The sequence below is a fragment of the Parabacteroides sp. TM07-1AC genome (assembly GCF_003480915.1).
Lineage (GTDB): Bacteria > Bacteroidota > Bacteroidia > Bacteroidales > Tannerellaceae > Parabacteroides > Parabacteroides chongii.
Genome location: NZ_QUKD01000006.1, coordinates 1 through 18,592 on the forward strand (window position 1 = coordinate 1; position 18,592 = coordinate 18,592).

Annotated in this window: 9 protein-coding genes; 1 reads left to right on the forward strand and 8 read right to left on the reverse strand. The window is 45.3% G+C overall.

Translation table 11 applies throughout. From position 1 onward, the window contains the following. The 8 genes from DXD68_RS13415 to DXD68_RS13450 all read right to left on the reverse strand — a co-directional run. Window positions 1–317, reverse strand: a 317-nt coding sequence (locus DXD68_RS13415) for a PD-(D/E)XK nuclease family transposase (RefSeq protein WP_199715674.1), incomplete at its 3' end; no start/stop codon positions are given. A gap of 338 nt (window positions 318–655) precedes the next feature. Then, on the reverse strand, window positions 656–2,353 hold the full coding sequence (locus DXD68_RS13420; protein WP_199715676.1) for a sulfatase: 1,698 nt from the start codon (window positions 2,351–2,353) through the stop codon (window positions 656–658). Between the two features lie 17 nt (window positions 2,354–2,370). After that, a complete protein-coding gene (locus DXD68_RS13425) occupies window positions 2,371–3,912 on the reverse strand; it encodes a sulfatase (RefSeq protein ID WP_122362084.1) in 1,542 nt (513 codons plus the stop codon). 18 nt (window positions 3,913–3,930) lie between these two features. After that, the gene (locus DXD68_RS13430; RefSeq protein ID WP_122362085.1) at window positions 3,931–6,006 is read right to left on the reverse strand and encodes a Sip1-related alpha-galactosidase; all 2,076 of its coding nucleotides are present in this window, start codon (window positions 6,004–6,006) and stop codon (window positions 3,931–3,933) included. 6 nt (window positions 6,007–6,012) lie between these two features. Further along, window positions 6,013–7,344, reverse strand: a complete 1,332-nt coding sequence (locus DXD68_RS13435) for an alpha-L-fucosidase (protein ID WP_410510726.1) — start codon at window positions 7,342–7,344, stop codon at window positions 6,013–6,015. Between the two features lie 65 nt (window positions 7,345–7,409). Then, complete coding sequence (locus tag DXD68_RS13440) at window positions 7,410–8,864, reverse strand: sulfatase (protein ID WP_122362087.1); 1,455 nt, start codon at window positions 8,862–8,864, stop codon at window positions 7,410–7,412. A 208-nt stretch (window positions 8,865–9,072) separates the two neighbouring features. Then, entirely contained in the window at window positions 9,073–10,986 is a 1,914-nt protein-coding gene (locus DXD68_RS13445) for a RagB/SusD family nutrient uptake outer membrane protein (RefSeq protein ID WP_122362088.1), read from the reverse strand. A gap of 13 nt (window positions 10,987–10,999) precedes the next feature. Then, complete coding sequence (locus DXD68_RS13450; RefSeq protein ID WP_122362089.1) at window positions 11,000–14,233, reverse strand: SusC/RagA family TonB-linked outer membrane protein; 3,234 nt, start codon at window positions 14,231–14,233, stop codon at window positions 11,000–11,002. 294 nt (window positions 14,234–14,527) lie between these two features. Between DXD68_RS13450 and DXD68_RS13455 the strand changes: the two genes are divergently transcribed. Further along, on the forward strand, window positions 14,528–18,553 hold the full coding sequence (locus DXD68_RS13455; protein ID WP_122362090.1) for a two-component regulator propeller domain-containing protein: 4,026 nt from the start codon (window positions 14,528–14,530) through the stop codon (window positions 18,551–18,553). Window positions 18,554–18,592: the final 39 nt, after the last annotated feature.

An 18,592-nucleotide genomic window follows, 5' to 3' on the forward strand; every position in this document is an offset into this window, starting at 1 on the left:
CCGTAGAGGATACGTTCGAGATAATGCACCTCACGGGTGTTTTGGATTTCGACGATGATAATTTCGCCTTTGCTGTTCCTGGCCTTGATGTCGACACGGTTGAATTTATCGTCGGCACTTTCCTGGTTGCTTTCACTTTCAAGGATTTCGAGAATATTAACCTCCTCACGCAACATCACGGTCAGGAAACCGTTGAGCACACCGAAGTTGGCCTTCTGGCGCAACAAGCGCTTGATTGCCCAGTCGAAACGGATATACCGATCCTGCAACTCTTGTCTTTCATTCTCTGCCATGTCTTTCTGATCTAATTCTTTCATAATTAAGTGTTTTATGTTAGTAACTGCACAAATATACATAATTAATAGATGAATAGGCATCGTTTGTTCAATATTTATCAGTTTTGAATGTAGTGTCGTTGGTAGGGGCGGTTCGCGAACCGCCCTTACAGGCGCCGTCACAATGGAACAGGCAGGTTCGACCGTAGGGGCGGGGTTCAATATTTCCTATCTTCGAACGCGAAGCCCATCTGTCATCTGTCAACTGAAAAAAGTATCTGCCATGCCCTTATCCGCTGAATGACTACGTGTTACATCAGCAAATGACAGATGACAGATACTTTTCTAAAAACTTTGTGTAGAGCTTGCGGTAGCAAGCATTATGCCGGAGCGATACGAGGCATGAACAAAGGCTCCTTTTCCAGTTCGGCATGGAGCATTTTTAATAACAGATTTGATTTCAGTTCTTTTGCTTCCGGGACGTCCCACAGGTTTTTTAACTCTTTAGGGTCGTTAATCAGATCGAACAACTCGCCATACGTTTGATTCATATAAATTGTGAGCTTATATTGCTCATCTATATAGCTTTTAGCATAAAATTTGGTCGGTTGGAAATGGTTTTCAACAAGAACGTGTGTCCTGGCCTTTTCTTTTTTACCGCACCATACTTCACTCTGATCTATACCTGTCATCGTTAGCGGTTGAGTGATGCCCGCGAGGCTCAGGAATGTCTGTGCCAGATCGACTGTCGATAACATCGCCGATGAACGCCCGCCTGCCTTTTCCCCTCCCGGGACGGCTACGATACAGGGGACGCGGAGCAGGTCTTCATAATGATGGATCGCTTTCGCTATCAATCCGTGTTGACCGTAGAAATGACCATGGTCGGAGGTGAAAACGATAACTGTATTCTTTGTCAAATCCAATTCATCCAGTTTATCCAGTATCTTGCCTATGTAATGGTCCATCATGGAGATCATGCCATAATAAGTGGCCATATTCCGGGCTCTCGACTCTTTTGTAGAGAGCTGCGAATGAGCTCCGTGAACCCATGACGGTCTGTCTTCGCCCTCTTCTTTCAGATAAGAGAAATCAGGATTGCGTGTTTGCGTCAATTTAAAATGAACTGGTTTATCATCGAATTCTCCGGGTGTAAATTCCGGCACATCCATATCTTCCGGTTTGTACATGGAAGCCCATGGCTCAGGTACCAGATAGCTGGGATGTGGGTCGAAGAAGCTCGCCCAAAGGAAGAACTTTTCATTTTTTTCTTTATACCCTTCCAGCATCTTATTGGTACGTTCTGCGATCCAGGTATCGTAATGGTACTTTTCGGGAATGTTCCAGACATGGTATTGAGGGTCGCTGGTTCCTGTCGGTTTACGGAACCAGTCACGCCAGTTCGTACAGCCGTTGTCTTCCAGCCAGATACCGTAATGTTGTCCTACATGCGGTTCGTCGGTATGATTACGGGTAAGTTCTACGTGCTCGAATCCATAGAAAGGACCGTTGAACTTACGCCAGAAGTCGAATTCCTGTAATATTGGGTATGCTTCGCAGGAAGGATATTCTTCACTTCCTTTCAACGGTTGGAAATGGGCTTTGCCGATCAGGGCTGTACGGTATCCGGCCTTTTGGAAACAATCGCCGACGGTAAGCTCATTTTCAGGAAGCTTGGTTCCCAGTGACCAGGCACCGTGCTGACTGGCATATTTACCTGTAATAATACTGGCACGGGTCGGTGTACTGGTCGGGTTGTTACAATAAGCCCTGTCGAAGATGATACCCATTTTAGCTAACCTGTCCAGATTGGGTGTCTTTATCTGAGGGTTATTATATCCCATACACATATAGTGATGCTGATCACTCGTAATCAATAGAATATTACGATCGGTCAGGCAGTTCTTTTCCAGTACTGTTTTTCCTCCGAACTCTTTTTCATAAATCTTTTCGAGACGAGGATCGATATAATGCAGATCCCTGTTGGAAATAGCATTATTCAAAGCCTCTGCATTCAGAAAGGAAGAAGGGACGGCACAGCCAAAACCTATTGATGCTAAAAAGGTACGTCTTTTCATGGCTTAAACTTTATTATTTATATCTCGTCCGGCCAGGGACAAGGTTTACCTGTTGCTTTGAATGAAGGACGTTGGGCATCCATTTTACGTAATTGCTTGCCCAGGTCTTTGGATAGCTTCTTTACCAGCTTGGGATGGGTAGCGGACAGATCGTTCTTTTCTCCTATATCGTCGGGGATGTTGAACAATTCCTTTTTTCCGGTTTCATAATAATAGATCAGTTTCCAGTCCCCCTGGCGGATCGTGCAGGTCGCTCCGATACCCGGACCGGTGTTTCCCCAAAGGTTCGGGAAGTTCCAGTAGAGGCTGCGGCCTTTCGAAGGATCGCCGGTGTTGGTCAGTAACGGCATGAAGCTGACACCGTCGACAGGCTGGATCGTTTTGTATTTCTTTATGCCTGCCATTTCAAGGATGGTAGGAAAGAAGTCTTCGATGATGAGATATTTGTCTGTCTTGGTTTGCGGCTGTACTTTTCCCGGCCAGCTGACGATCATCGGTTCGCGGACACCGCCTTCATAGGCAGAACCTTTACCGCTGTTCAGCGGAGAGTTCTGAGTATGGGGAACACCGTCACGCCATTCCGGTTCGGCAGCAAGTCCGCCGTTATCAGACATGAAAAGGATGATGGTATTATCTGCCAGGTTATTCTTCTCCAGGTAATCCATGATATCTCCCAGGCTCTTATCCATTCCTTCGATCAGGGCGGCATAAGCGGCCTCTTTCTCTCCCAATCCCTTGTCGATATACTTCTGGTAGAAACGCATATCCTTGTCGATCGGGACGTGGATGGCGTAATGCGACATATATAGGAAGAACGGCTGGTCGTATTGTTGTGCCTTATCCAAGGCTTTCATGGCTTTCCGGGTTAAGGCTTCCGTGATGAAAATATCTTTTCCCCAATACTCATCCAGTCCCGGAACGGCGAACCAGGGATTCGGTTTGCCGTCTGTCCGGTTACCGAAATTGGCTTCTCCCAAATAGCTTGCCAGTCCGCCGCCGGCATGTCCTGCAATATTCACTTCAAAGCCAAAATGATACGGGTTCTCTCCCGGTGTATCGAGAGCTCCCCAATGTGCCTTCCCGCAGTGGATGGTATGATAGCCGTTATCTTTCAGTATTTGAGCCATAGAAGTGACCTGATAGGTATGTTCGATGCCGGGAACTTCGCAGATACCGTTCACATTCCAATCCGGTAATTCCAGTACATCGCTTTTACGGTCGGTGGAGGCATTCTTCGGATAGGTCCAGTTCGTTACCCGGTGACGGCCGGCATTCATACCGGTATAGAGGCTGCAACGGCTCGGCGAACTGATACTGGAAGCATACGCCTGGGTGAACATCATTCCCTGGCGGGCGAGACGTTCCATATTGGGCGTTTCATATACTTCGTTGTAATGGGTTTTTTCCTTCCAGAAGGGGAGGGAAGTATCCTGCCAGCCCATATCATCTACCAAAAAGAGAATAATATTCGGCCGGTCCTGCGGCTTTGCTGCTTCGGCTTGTCCTGTCGTTCCCAGTAAGGGTATTGCAGCCAGGGAAAAGAATAGTCTCTTGTTCATATTCGTATTTTTTGAATGTTATTTGTTGATTGTTATTTTTCCCGGAGCAGATACCGGGATGCTCCGCAGTTCCTGTTTATTTCCTGATTCTACCCATACTTTGACGGTACCCGGACAGAGAACATCCAGGGTGAGTTGTTTGTCATTACGGGTAAGGATACGGACTGTCGACGGCGAAAGGAATTTTTCCTGTACACCGATGACCGCCCAACCGTTGGCAACAGGGCAGAGATGGTACAGTTGGTCGGTGAAACCTTCCAATGTGATTTGTTTATCCGTAGTCAGTTCGGTGGCAGCCTGTTTAGCCCAGTCATAAAGGATGATCCGTTGATCATTGGGGCTTGCTTTCTCCGTCATCGTCTCACGCAGCAGATAATCAGCTTTACTGATCATCGCTTGCACGTTATGATACCGGGGAGAGGTGTTCAGGTTATAGCATATCAGCGATACGGCTTCATCACCGGTAGGGGCAAATACCCGGTAAGCTTTGCCGTCTTGCAGCGGGTTCGTGATAACCGATTCGGGTGTCGGGATGGCAGGAGCCTCGGGACGGAACAGCTTTCCTTCCTCATCAATCAGCGGTAATATGTTTTCTTTGATAAAATCAGCAGGAGAGTCCGACAGATAAACCGGACCGCCGGACAGGGCTTTCGACCGGGCCATCAGACTTCCGCAGACGGTATCGCAGGAATGGAACATATCATGGTCGGGCCATACAGTTTGCCCTTGCAATAACGTATTGGTATAAGACTGGAACAGATGCGATTTCGCCATGTTCTCGTCATATTTCTTGTAATCGATGCTGACACGGGTTACACCACTATATAATGTATGGTCGATGTTCAAAATATTCTGTGCCATACAGTTCATCAGGCCGACCTGTTGGTTGTGTGTCTGCTCTTCCAATGCCAGGTTACACGCTTTGGCCTGTCGTATAACTTCCGTATTTCCCATGTAAAGGGGCAGCAGGAACGACTGGTTATCTATTTTAAGGAAGTCGAAGCCATAGTCTTTCAATGTCCCGACATAATATTGGTAGAATGTATCTATATTCTTTTTACTTGTCCCCGGAAGCATACTGCCGTTGTAAAGATAGAGTGATTGTTTTACCTTTTCCGGAAAGTTATTTTCCGGAGATATGCCTAACCAATAACCGCAGAAATTATACCATAGTCCTATCCATTTGACCTTGTTGTCTTTTTTCCGTGCCATGATATTCTTCCATCCGTTAGGAAATCTCTCCTTATCCGGAATAAAACTGGTAAGTTGACGGTCTTTATTAGCCAAATGACCGTCGTCTATCAATACGTAACGGATGGGAAGACCGGACGCTTCGATGCCATCGAGGTCGTTCAGCATTTTGGTTTCGTCTATATCATAATGGTAGTGTTCCCATGAGCACCATCCCAGATATTTAAAGGCCTCGAAATAGTCTTTGTCTGTTCTTTTCCGGAGTGCAGATACCTTTTTATTATCTATTAATGCGGCGTAAGCTTTCCGGATGGCTTCATAAGTCGTCGGACCTTTTTCGACCAGTAAAACAGGTGCTTTTGATGGTAGACAGTCTGTTCCCAAAGTAGAAAGATAGACGGTGAGTGAACCGTCTTTATTTACCTGAAACCAGCTGATACTGTTTTCGGCGGCTACCGCTTTGGCATACAGGAATTGTCCGTCGGATAATTTCAGTAGTAATGCATCGCCTGATACGGAAGGTGCCCCGTTGGAAGGAATACCAGGATAATCATCTTTTGTCAGGTCTTCCAATCGGTTGAACACCCACGGTAACAACCGGTTGGTGTTATTTGGCCATTGATAATCGCCCGGACGGGAGTCACGGCTGAAGAAGATACCTTGTTTATATGCCGGGATCGTTACTCGGTAGGCAATGGTTTGTTGTTTTGCCGGTATGTTCTTTTCGTAGAATACGGGGGATTGCAGTTCTTCTATATTTACTGCTTTATCCATCTGTACGGCAGTTATATCGTTGAACATCTTTCCTTTTTCGTAAGTAAAAGAAGTTTGTCCTTTCATACTGGTACTGATGATTGCACTTCCAAGTAATATGGAAAGTAGATATGCTTTGTTGTTTTTCATAGATTTCTATTTAACATTATAGACACTGAAGTTGCGTATATCCGGTTGTGCTACCGATTGAGAGACCGTCAGGCGTAGAGCTGATGCTTCGACTGCCGGGAATTGCTCGATACGTTTATGTCCGACCGACTCGCCCTCGCATACGGTTTGCCATTTACCGTTTACTTTGGCTTCTACTTTATACCGGCGGATACGTTCGCCATTAGCGATATTCTCCTGGATAATGCAATGGTTGATAGCCTGAGGTTTGCCCAGTTTCAGTGTCAGGCTTTTCTTTTGTCCCGATGCAGAGGCTATAGGAGAGGAGAAACGGCGGTTGATCTCGTCGCCCCATTCTTTCAACCGTTGCACATCGCCGGCAGGGATCAGTCCGGTCGTATCGGGAGTCAAGCCGACGATCAATGTGGCATTCCTTCCGACCGACTTGTAATACATATTCATCAGGCTGTCTACCGGATAGACGGTATTCTCGTCGTCCGGCTCCCAGAACCATTCATGCCGCCCGTTCATGCCACGCAGCGGAGTGTCTGCCATAGCCGGGACCCAGTATTTACCATCCTGGTCACCATGTTTCAATAGATCGTTATGATTACGGCTTCCTTCCGTGTTGTTACTGTGTGAGTAAGGGTAGGGGAAAGAGGACCAGCAGGGGTAACCGACCGTACCCGACTCGGAACCGCCCCAACGGAAGTCTGCCCGGTCTACATTATGATAGAAAAGGCATTCAGGCTGGTACTTGGTGACGATGGGCAATACATCCGGCCCGTCGCCTTTCGGATCGTCTGCGCCACCGTCAAACCAGATCATAAACAAATCACCGTAGCGGCTGCACAGTTCTTCCACCATGCGCTCGCAGAAATGTTTATACCATTGTTGACGGTGGGTGGCAAACTCTCCTTCTCCCTGTACCTTGAAATTATGAACGCCAAAAAGTGAATTCCATCGGATGCCGACATAGATGCCGGGCATTATATCGTATTTTCTACATGAATTGACGAAGTCGCGGATGATATCCCCTTTGCCATCGCGCCATTTCAACGCTTTCAGACAATACGGATTGACATCGCTCTGGTAAATGGCAAAGCCTGTCTCGTGTGTTGCCGTCAGTACGGCGAACTTGGCTCCCGCCGCTTTGGCGGCCTGTACCCATTGATCGGTATTCAGTTGGGTCGGATTGAAGATATTATAATCCTCTATCGGCTGGACGCGGTTATTACCCTGACCGTATTTAATGCCGTCGAAGACATGGAGGTCATAATGGAAGACGACGCCTATTTCCGATTCGTGCCACTTCAACTGGTGAGGTGCCGGGCGCGGTATCTCCGTTTGTTGTCCCATTGCCGGGAGAAAACTTGCTATCAATAAGATTACCAGATAAAAACGTGTATTCATGTGTATATTATTTACAGACAGTTCATAAAAGGATCGTTTGTCTTTTTCAACCAGTCTTTTAACCGGCTGGCAAACTGTTTAATCAATTCCGGCTGATCGGATGCAATATTGTTTAGTTGGTACGGGTCTTGCTCGCGGTCGAACAGTATCCACTCGTCAGTCTGGCCGTTTGTGGCGTGTACTGCAAATGTATATTTTTTTGTCCGGAAACCTCTGTAACCAGTCGTTAAATTTTCAGAGGAGACTTGATAATAAGGCTGTATTACCTCCTGGACGTTGTCGGGAGAAAGGATGGAAGCAGACAGGTCGAACGTCTCTACTTCGGCAGGTATCTCTTTCTTGAAGCCCATTAACGACAATAGCGAAGGATAGAGATCGGCAAAACCGATCATCAGTGTCGAGTCCCGGCGCGGTGCGATCTTCTCCGGCCAGGTTAGTATCATCGGGACGCGCATGGCTTCCTCGTAATAAATATTCTTTCCGATATGATCGTGCATCCCCATGCTGTCGCCATGATCGGAGGTGAATACCACGATGGTATTCTCGAAAAGTCCCCGCTCTTTCAGTGCGCGGATAATGCGGCCCACCTGGTCGTCAACGCCGGTCATGCAGGCATAATAATCCAATACGCTTTGCCGGTAGAAATCACCGTATTCCGTTCCTTTCGGTGCGATGATGGGAGAATTGCATAGTGATTCGACATCTACATTCTGGTATACCTTTTTGTATTTGTCGGGAACCAGGTCGTAACCAGTGTGAGGCGGGTTCATGGATACGACCAGGGCGAAGGGTTTATCCCCGTCGCGGAGTTTATTATCTTGATTGGCGATATAGTCGATGGCCCGGTCGGTTTCATATTCCGGTCCCCATTGGTCTACGAAATAGAATTCCTCACGGCCGGCATCCGTATCCCAGTACATAGGCTTCAGATGATAATCGTAGGTGCCGTAGGCGATCCAATGGCTGAAGCCGTGACGACGGTCCTTGGGACACCATTCGTTCCAGGCTATTTTTCCTTTGTTGTTATTTGTTTCGATGTAAGGTTGGTAAGGGGCATCCAGATGCCATTTGCCGATGTATCCCAATTCATATCCCTGATCTTTCAGGACGTCTGACCAGCAACGAGCCGAGGTGGGCAATTCGACATGATAAGGTGTATTATCCGAATTACAGTTACCCGTAACCTTGCTGCCGATCGGATACCTGCCTGTCATCAGCATTCCACGGGCGGGCGAAGATACAGGATAGCTGCTGATCGCATCCGTAAAATGTACGCCTTCGGCAGCTAACTTATCCAGATTGGGAGTCTGTACGGGTTCTACACCCAGATAACCGATTGCCTGGCCGCGCCATTGGTCGGCCATGATGAAGACGAGATTGGGTGTATCAGCCTTTTCCTTTGCCTGCAACTGGTTGCAAAACAGGCAGGAAGTAATTAATAATATCTGTTCAGGGAGATGTTTCATATTTTTCAATCTTGAATATATTAGATACGATAACCGTAACAGTGTTATTACGATGGTCGTCACAACGGTGTTACGGTGAGCATAACAGTAGTGTTACGATGATCGTAACAAATATATGGTATTTTGGAGGGTGTGCCGGCTGGTTGTTCGTTTGATTTGACACACCCTCTCAAAATTAATCGTTCGGCAAATGCTTCTCAGCTTCTGCTTACTTCAACGCGCTTGATCCTGCTTGCACATCCCAACCCGGGTTCTGATAAATGTACGCAGTACCGATATCGCCACCCTTATCCGGCGTACTCAGACGGATCACGTCGTAAGCAATAGGGGCCAGGTAATGAGCCTGCATGAAAGTATATCCGTTGAATGCCTTGTTGTTCTTGTGTATTTGGTACGGGCGGATATATTTATTTGCCCGGCTGGATACGTTCGGTTCGTCGGCTTCGCCTTCGGGTTTCAGCTCTCCTGCATCGTACAGTTTGTAGTTTTCATCCCAAAGATTGAAGCCTTCTACCTGGTAATTTTTCATCTTATCGAGTGACCTCCAGCGGTATAAGTCGTCCAGGCGCAGACCTTCTGCAATGAATTCGATGCGTCTTTCACGGCGGATATTATATAAAGTAGCGTCTACCGTATTATCACCGGAATAAACAGCAAGGTCATTCTCTTTTGACAGGTCGGTTGCCGAGATCGTTTTCTGGAAATCGTTATCTACCTGGGCGCGGTCGCGCAAAGCTTTCCAGTAAGCAGTACTTTTAGCATCCAGGTTATGATCGAGTACATAATTAGCTTCGATATAATTCAGGTAAGCTTCTGCGGCACGGAAGATTACGCATCCTGTGTTACCCGGTAACGTCGGCCCCATGCTGGCATCCTGATTCAATCCTTTACGGATGCAATAGCCGGTTGTATTTTTAGTTTCTGTATTGATCGTGAGCCCCGGACGGATAAAGTTGTTACGATTATTGATCGGGTCACCCGGGATACTGATAGATTCGCGGAAACGGTTGTCACGATTTGCTGTAACATCTTCCAGCGTTTTATCGCCTTTGTAGCCGGATCCGGAGGCATAAATAGGTAAACCGTTTTTCATTAATACACTTTCAACCAGTGAACGGGTGTATCCGCTATTGCCGCTACCATTACCGCCTACGTCTACTGTCTGCAGGTAGGATACTACATAATGGAATACTTTCAGGTCGATGTCATAGCGTCTCCAAAGTAATACTTCTTTCTTGTCTGACAGGTCGACACTATTAAACATACTTGAATAGTCTTCCAGAGGGAATGCGTCGGCTACGATTTGTGCGGAGCTTTTTGCTTCCGAGAGGAAGAAGTTTATTTCCGAATTCAGGTCGATGTTGAAGTCTTTCAGGTAGCTGGCATTCGCTCCCGGCCACCCCGGTCCGCCGGGGACACGGTCGGTTCCTGCATGATATTTTAACCAGGTTCCTTCGTAGAGAGCTACTCTCGATTTAAGCAGTAGCGCTACGTATTTTGTCAGACGGTTTGATTCGGGGGCTGTTGCTTTCATCATTTCGGCGGCTGTGTCCAGATCTTTCAGAATGAAACGGGCAACCTCATTTTGCGGCCGACGCTGGTTTGCTTCGGCCAGTTCTGTATAATCATCCGAAAGTACTTTGTCTACTATTGGAAAATCGCCGTATTTCTTCATGAAAGTGAAATATTGGAAAGCACGGAAAAAATACATTTCACCGATGTAATGGCGGATATTGGCATCCGTACCGCTGATCTTACCTTCTTCGTATTTAGGTAACACGGTTTCAAGGAAATAATTACAGTCACGGATCTTTTTGAAATCCCATTCGCCACTGGTCGGGACACGACGTTCACCGGGGACGAAGTTATCTTCTTCTTTAGCCGCACATTGATTGTCGCTGTTGTTGTCTGTTTTGAAAACACCGATGTTGTATTCTCCCGGCTTATGGGCGGGAAGGGCGTCATATTGAGCGGCACCGAAGCTGGCCAACTCGGTTTCCGTATTCAGATAGTGTTCCGATGTGACGGAGGATAGCGGTTCTCTGTCCAGGAAATCGTTACATGCAGTAAAACAGAAAGCTCCTGCAGCAAGAGATAATATAATGATTGATTGTCTTTTCATGATGTCTTTAATTTTAGAATGAAACATTTACTCCGCATGAAAGCGTTCTGGAAAGGGGATAAATCTTACCGTTACCCCAGGAACCGCCAACAGCTTCAGGATCGAATACTCCGAAGATAGAAGAGATGGTAAACAAATTGTCACCGGAGAAATATACACGTACTTTGCTAAGGCCAATCTTATTGACTAAATAAGTCGGTACGGTGTAACCGACCTGCAGGTTCTTCAGGCGCAGATAGGCTGCACTTTGTAAATAGCCTGTTTGCGTCTTCTGGTTCTTATCCGCGTTGCTGTCGAAATAAGGCTTCGGGAAATAAGAATTCAGATTTGCTCCCATTGCATCGCCTTCCGGACGGAAGTAGTCAAAATGCTCTTTATAGCCGATAGATTGCCATAATCCACCGGTTGCACCCCAGAAGAAGTTTCCATTCAGCCAGATATCACGTTTGCAAACACCCTGGAAGAATGCGCGGAAGTCAAATCCGTTCCAATCGGCACCTAATGTGATACCCACCTGGTAACGTGGTGTTTCATTTCCGATAATCTTGCGGTCGCCCGGATCGCCTACTGTATTTGAACCGGTCGAGATTTTACCGTCATTGTTCAGGTCTTTATACATGATGTCGCCTGCTCCCCATTTGCTACCGATCTCAGACTGGTCTGTTGTAGCCAGATGAGCCTGCATTTCTTCGTCAGTCTTAGCAATTCCGATGGTTTCGAATCCCCAGATATCACCCATATACCTTCCGTTATAAGGTACATATTCTATGTTACCGTCCGAATTTTTCCGGTCGATGATCTGTGCCTCGTTTGGATATTTAGTGATTTTGCTTCTTGCATCCGCCAAGGTAAACCCGATTGTATATCCAACTTTGCCGATACGGTCGTTCCAGTTCAGGGCTAACTCCCATCCGTTGGTCGTCATGGCTGCGTTGTTGATACGCGGTAGTTTGTCATTGTCTATACCGATAATGGATGATTTTTCTTCCGGAGGACCAACCATGTCATCCGTGTTACGTTTAAACCATTCGATAGAACCTGACAGACGGTTGCTGAAGGCACCGAAGTCGACACCTACGTTGGTCGTCGTGATCTTTTCCCAGGTCATCAGGTCGCTGACCATCAGGGGGGCTGTTGCCGTGGTCGGCATTTGTCCGGCGATCAACCATTTACCATTCTTCATTCCTAGTGGCTGAGCCGGGTAGAAGGGGTAAAAATCTTTTGTATTCTGGTTGCCTAATTTACCCCATGAGAAACGAGGTTTCAGTGTGCCTACATAATCGGCAATCGATTCCCAGAAGGCTTCACGTGCAATGTTGTATCCTAAAGAGAAAGAAGGGAATACATTCCAGCGTTTATCTTTCAGGAAGCGGGATGAACCGTCGTAACGAACATTGATTTCAGCCAGGTAGCGTCCGTCATAGTCATAGTTCAGACGTCCGAAGAAACCGGCGGTTGCCCATTCTTTTTTGTTGGCTGCTGTATAGTCTTTACCCATACTGGCATCGATACTGGGTACTTCATCGCTGATGACATCGTCGCGTCTGGCATAGACGTAATTTTGTTTATACAACTCGGAGTTGAATCCGACCATTACCTTGAAGTTGTTTTTTTGGACAGACTTGAAGTAATCGGTGTATAAACTGGTGGTCAGTAGATTGTTGTCCTGTGCCGAGGACCAGGCATAGGTAGCGCCTGGTCCGTATGAACCGGCAAATGCCAGGGCAACAGGCTCGTTGTCTGAGTTGTATTCATAAATTTTAGCCAGGTTTTCGTCTTTGTTTATATGTTCTGCTTTCAGGCTTACATCTCCGCGGATGTTCCAGTCTTTGACAGGAGTGATCGTAAAATTAGCCTGTGTATAGATAATGTCTTTTCTGCGTTTGTAGCGTCCGCCATCCTCTATCTGGATGATTTTGGAATTACGCATATAATGACCGTTCGGATCTTTGAAAGGCATAGTAGGCCATGTTCTTGAAATATCATGATAATACAAGCCGACACTAACCCCGTTGGCTGTGTTATCCGGATCGTCATTTGCATATGTCGGACGATCGAGTTCTTCACGGATGAAGCGAGTGTTGATTCCTATTTGCAGCCAGTCGTTTACCTGTGAATTGATTTTAGCAGAGGCATTCATGCGTTTGAAATCATCATCTCCATAACGCATGTTACCGCCTTGGTCCATGAAAGCACCGGACATGAAATAGGTAAGCTTTTCCGTACCTCCGCTCACATTTACATTGTGTTCTTGTGTAAAACCTGTTTTAAAATGGTTACGTGCCCAATTCTGGTTATCGTTTGCTTTTTGGTGGAATTCATACATTCCGTTTCCCGGATTGGGTACGGTCGTTGTCGTGATTTCTCCTCGCTGGTACGCCAGGATTCTTCCAATGGTTTCATCATTGAAAGGTACATTCTGACCACTGTTTAATGCAGCAGTATTAAAAAACATGGCAAACGTGTAAGAATCCATCATATCCGGCAGGTTTGTAGCCGTTGACCAACGGAAGCTGTTGCTATAATTTACTTGAGCTTTACCGCTTTTACCGCTTTTAGTGGTAATCAAAATAACGCCGAACGGTGCACGTGAACCATAAATACTGGACGCAGCGGCATCTTTCAATACAGAGATGCTTTCGATATCGTCCGGATTCAAAGCATTCATATCTCCTTCGATACCGTCTATCAGGATCAGCGGAGAGTCCGTCGAGCCTTCGCCGATGGTTCCTGTACCACGAATGTTTACTTTTAAAGCGTTACCCAGTGCACCTCCCTGATTGTTGAGTGACATGTTCAACCCGGGAACGACACCCTGCAAAGCTTGTCCTACCTGAGCAACAGGGCGGGATAACAACGCTTTGTTGTCGACAGTGGAAACGGCACCTGTCAGGTTTACTTTCTTTTGTGAACCGAAACCTACGACAACGACTTCATCCAGCGCTTGAGTATCTTCTCCCAGTTGGATGGTCAGGACGGTTTGATTTCCGTCCAACTTGATCGTTTGTGTCTGGTAACCGATGTAAGAAATGTTTAATACATTGCCTTTGGAGGCGTTGATTGAAAACTTACCGTCGATGTCTGTGACGGTTCCGTTTGTGGTTCCTTCTACCAATACGGAAGCTCCGATAACGGGGTCACCGAGGCTTTTGTCGATAACAGTACCAGTAATGGTAAGCTGCTGTGCGTATATATAAGATATACTGGTTAACAGCAGCGCAATTAATAACGTGACTCTCTTCTTCATTCTCTTTTAGTTTAAGGTGTAAATACTAAAATTTTTAAATGTTTGTAAGCAAAAGTATGTGGTATACCTGGAAAGGATAACAGGCGTTTTCTTCATTAACAACGGGTGTTTTCTTTATTTTGTAACCTGTGTATCAGTGTAGCGGGTGTTTTATTCAAAAATAGTGGGTGTTTTATTCATACTTTATTTTTGCAGACTTTTTATTTTGTTAGCGTTGGTGTATTCTTCCTCTTTTTTTGTTTCTTTGTAATAATGTTCTTTGTGTTTACATACTGGACTTTGTTAAGGAGGAATATGAGGAGATCTTTATTTATAATATTATTTATTCTTTGCTACCTGTCCGGATATAGTTTTTTTGAAAAAGACATTCGGGTACTTACTATGCAGAATGGGTTGGCCGATAATACCGTTTCCTGTATCCATAAAGATAGAGACGGGTTTATGTGGTTCGGAACAGATAATGGATTAAGCCGCTATGATGGGAAAAATATCAGGAATTTCGGTTTGGATGAACGGTATATGAAAGTGAATCATATTCGTGAATCAGCAGATAACCTGCTTTGGCTGATCGCTAACGGACAGATATATTGTTTTGACCGGCGGATGGAACGATATATCCCTGTCAACCTGACCGAAAAATGTACCGGAGTTCAGGACATACTATTGCAAAAAGACAACTCTTTATGGGCTATATCGAATGAAACTCTTTATCTTATTTCCATTGATTACAGGAAGAATCCGGATGAGAATATGACCGGGGTTAATCTCCGGGTAGAAAAGGAGTTTGCCAATCTGGCCGGAGGTAATATCAATTATACAGCTATATGTCAGTCACCGGAAGGTATGATTTATATCGCAACAGATTGGGGGAATATAGTAACGTTCGATCCGGTCTCTTACCAGGTTATAGACAAAGGGGATTTGCCGAAGGTTAATAAAGTACATGTCCACAGGCTCTTATATGCAGACGGATATGTCTGGCTTTCAACCTGGGCCAATGGGGCGATCCGTTATAATCCGGAGTCGGGGGCTTACGATCAATATACGTATAAACCTGAAGATAAAGATAAGATATTGTCTCATTGGGATGTCTATCAAATGGTTCCTATGGGAAACGGTCGTTTACTGGCTGCCACCTGGAACGGATATACCATCTTTATACCTGAAAAAGAAGACTCTACAAAGTATACAACCGAAATATATAACAATACGGCTTCACAATTACATCGCAATCTGGAAACCCGTATGATCTCTGCGTATTATGATCCGGAAGGGATCATGTGGATCGGGACACAAGGAGGAGGCGTGTATGCTTCCGACCTGCGAAAACAGTTCTATCAACGTTTCCATCAGGAAACACACAACGAAATATGCGGGATGGCAACAGATAAAAAAGATCATATCTGGCTGGCTTCTTTCCATAAAGGAATATTGAAAAGCACGGAAGCATTCGATCCCCAGGGCAGACTTTCTTTTGAATCTGTCTCTGTCGGAACAGGAAATACCGTGTTGTGTGTAGCAACCGATCGGAACGGTGATCTGTGGTTTGGAAATAATCACTCCGAACTGATCTGGTATAATTCGGATAATGACTCCTTTACGGTTTATCCTATCCGTATTCCCGGAAAACCGGACTGGATAGGCAGTGTCTGGTATATCTTATGTGATGGGCAGGATCGGTTATGGTTGGGAACAACAAATGGTTTGCTTCTTTTTAATCCTGTGACCAAACATTTTTTCCATTATCCTGTATCTCCGGGTACAATCCGGGTTATTGCTGAAGTTCCCGGTGAATGTTTATGGTTAGGTACGACTGATGGTTTGAAAAAGTTTATTTTTCAAAATGAAATGCTACGTTCCGGTTTTGAACAAGAGGCTAATATTCCGGCGAAAGATGCCCGTTCTCTTTTTGCCTCAGCGGATGGAAATTTGTATATAGGTTATGCGGATGGCTTCGGTGTCATGGAGATCGGAACTGACTCGATAGGGAGTTTTTATACGACACATAACGGATTAAGCAATAATTTTATCGGTTGTATCAGTGAAGATTCACAAGGTCATTTATGGATTGGTTCCAATTCAAGTATCTGTCGGTACAGTAAACATCAGAAATTGTTTTATAATTATTATATCTCAGGAAATAACCGTTCTGTATTACATTATAAGGATTTCCTGTTTTGGGGAAATAACAAGAATATAACCTATTTCCTGCCGGAAGAGGTTATGAACGATCAACCTGAACAGAATAAAGTTGTTATCACCCAGTTGGATGTCGATAATAAAACTGTTTTGATCGGTCAGAAAATCAATGATCAGGTTATCTTGCAAGAAGGGATCCCTTATACGAACGAATTGACACTGAATGCTTCCAATAATAATTTCTCCCTGATGTTTAGCAACCTGACCTATTCGGAAGAACTTCAGAAATACAGTTACCGACTTACTCCCGGGCAGTCTGAATGGCTGATAGCCGGTGATGGCGAACGAATTTCGTATGCCAACCTACCCGCAGGAGAATATCTTTTCGAAGTAAGAAGCATTTTCCCTGATGGTTCGAATGGTGATACTACTTCGTTAGCAATAACTATTCTGCCTTATTGGTATGAAACAGTCTGGTTTCGTTTACTTGTATTGGCTTTTGCAGTATGTATTGTATATTATCTGATGCGTCGTATCAAGAAGGAGCAGGTCCGGCTCACCCAGGAAGAACGCCTGAAACATGAGCTTTTTGTTTCCAATCTGGAACGTGAGAAAGAGAAACAAATCAGCCGTGAGCGGGAAAATTTCTTTACGAACGTATCGCACGAATTACGTACACCGTTAACGTTGATTCTTTCTCCTTTACAGGAGTTGTTGCAGACTGAACGTTTGTCTCAGACTTTACAGAATAAGCTCTCTCTGGTGTATAATAATGCCACTTCATTATCTACCCTGGTGAACCAATTGTTGTATGTCCAAAAAATAGAGGCCGGCATGGTTCAGCTTCATTTGTCGAAAGTAGAGATTGTAGCGCTTGTGAGGAAGGTGATGGCCTCTTTCCTGCAGATGGCGGAGATAAAAAGTACTAAGTATGTCCTGGACTCTGGTATCTCTTCTTTAGAGCTTTGGATAGATGCCGGGAAGATAGAGTCGGCATTAAAGAATTTACTGTCGAATGCATTTAAATATACTCCAAACAACGGAATAATAAGGGTTTCGCTCGAAGAGAAAGAGGTCGACGGGAAAATGTTCTGCTTGCTTTCCGTCTCGGATAATGGTCCCGGTATAGCGGAAGATTTGCAGGAACGTATCTTCGATTCGTTTATTACGGGTAAAAATGATCCCTCATTTTCTACCCGGATGGGTATCGGTTTACGTATTGTAAAAAATACGATGGATCTTCATCATGGGCAGGTATTGTTAGATAGCTCTCCGGGGAAAGGTTCGAGATTTACGCTTTACCTGCCACTGGGTAAGGAACATTTCAGAGAGGATGAATATGAGTGGATTGAAGATGTCCGGGAAACAAAGGAAGAAAAGACTTTCTATAGAACGCGGAAAGAAGAAGATACGAAGGTTACTTCAGGAAAGAAGTTGTTGATCATAGAAGATAACGATGAGATCAGAAGTTATATTTATTCTTTGTTCTGTAAAGATTACCAGGTGTTGGAAGCCCATGATGGAGAAGAAGGAGTAAAAATTGCCACCGAAGAAATCCCAGACCTGATCATTTCAGATATTATGATGCCTGTAAAAGACGGCTTTGCTTGCATACAGGAGATCAGGCAGCAGTTGGCGACAGCCCATATCCCGGTCATCATGCTTACGGCAAAGGCGGAAGAAGAAGATTTATTGAAGAGTACCCGGATTGGTGTGGACGATTATATCATGAAACCTTTCAACCCCGAAATCCTCAAAGCGAAGGTGGAGAACCTGATCCATCTGCGTGAACAACTGAAGCGTATTTATACAAAGACATTGATGTTGAAACATACGGAAGAGAGGCCGGACGATGAAGAGGCTGCCGATCCTTTCATGCAACAGGTGATCGGTATTGTCGAAGCCAACCTGACTAATCCGGATTTTAGTGCGAAGAGTCTGGCTAGCCTGTTGAACCTTAGCCAACCGACTTTATACCGGAAGATGAAGCAACAAAGTAACTTGTCTATCATCGAAGTGATCCGCAGCATACGTATCAGTAAAGCCGCCTCACTGATTATGCAGAAGAAATACTCCGTCCAGGAAGTTGCCGAAATGGTGGGTTATAATGATATAACGACCTTCCGTAAACACTTCACGAAGCAGTTCGGCGTGTCGCCGTCACGGTATAATGCTTTATAGCCTTTGTGATATGCAATAAGAATGCATACTTAACCTTTG